This is a genomic window from Vibrio sp. 03_296, from assembly GCF_002265885.1.
The window spans coordinates 1-1,096 of the sequence record NZ_NPKW01000322.1 but is presented as its reverse complement, the minus strand read 5'-3'; the positions used below and the strand labels follow the sequence as shown (position 1 = coordinate 1,096).

Annotated in this window: 1 protein-coding gene and 1 pseudogene; one reads left to right on the top strand and one right to left on the bottom strand. The window is 38.5% G+C overall.

The annotated features are described in order from the left end of the window. Positions 1-232: pseudogene (locus CIK04_RS24360) on the bottom strand (response regulator); the annotation flags it as partial. A gap of 442 nt (positions 233-674) precedes the next feature. Here CIK04_RS24360 and CIK04_RS24350 point away from each other — a divergent pair. Beyond that, positions 675-938 carry a DUF3293 domain-containing protein gene (locus CIK04_RS24350; RefSeq protein ID WP_325205781.1) on the top strand — a complete coding sequence of 88 codons (264 nt, stop codon included), beginning with the start codon at positions 675-677 and terminating at the stop codon, positions 936-938. Positions 939-1,096: the final 158 nt, after the last annotated feature.

Here is a 1,096-nt window from a genome sequence, read left to right as displayed (position 1 = left end):
AAGCAACATCGGCTTGCTCGACGGAGTTCACGGGCAAGAAGAAGGCCGTTTTTACCAGGCAGGTTGATGTCCATAATCATCCAGATTAATACTATTTTCAGACAGCATGTGGTGCATCTCATCACCGTTGACTGGCTTCAAATACAGCATATCCCTCTGCTTCAAAAATACTCTTAAGAGTGTTACGAGTTACTTGCTCATCTTCGACGATAAGAATCTGCGGGGTTTGCATTGGCGGTACCTAAATTTGTGACAAAATTGTACGAATAGAATAAATTCTAGGCAAAAACATAACATACAGGTAATGATTTTTTGATAATAAAACAAAGTGATCAAAAAACAACTTCTTTAAGTTAATCTGCCTTCCGTGGGTTCTCGCCAAATGTATACAGTATCCAACTGTTACTGGATTATTCTACTGGGTCTGTTTACCTTTCGACGCCTTTCGTCTGGTGTGGAAAGGTAATCATCCCAAGGCTTTTGTGCGGATTCTATAATGTTAACAGCATGCTAACAATGAACAAATGTTAATTCCATTCACTTTGTTGATTTATATCAATTGATGAAATGTAACAATTATTAATCGATGGAGACTTATGATAAATAATGGTGAAACAACTGTAGATGCGTCATTATGGCATGCCTATTCAGCTCTTTTTCCATTTTAATGACGAATGGCAAAGCGATTGTTTGCCATTATTACAGCATGGAACCCTGCGAAGCATTTGCAGTCAAAAAAAGAGAATTGCATAAGTAATCAGAAGCTAAAAACAAAGATTAACACGCTACGCTTTTGTTCAGTTTTAGTCGCCGATAAGGCGTGCTGCTGGAGCGAAGAAAGTTTTGCCGTCGAGATAAATTTGAATTACGCACTAAACTTAGCAAGAGAGTTCCAACAAAACGYGATTTATTTTGTTGAACAAGGAGAGCTTTTTTAGTGTCTTGCTTGAGTGATGAAAGGAAAGAATCACTGGGCCGTTKGACCAGCGCATCAGATAAGAAATTTTGAATTCGAGCCGCATGTGTGATGTGGCAAAAATTTTCTCAAGGAGGATATATGAAGGACATTACCCCGGATATCTGTGATCAACATGAA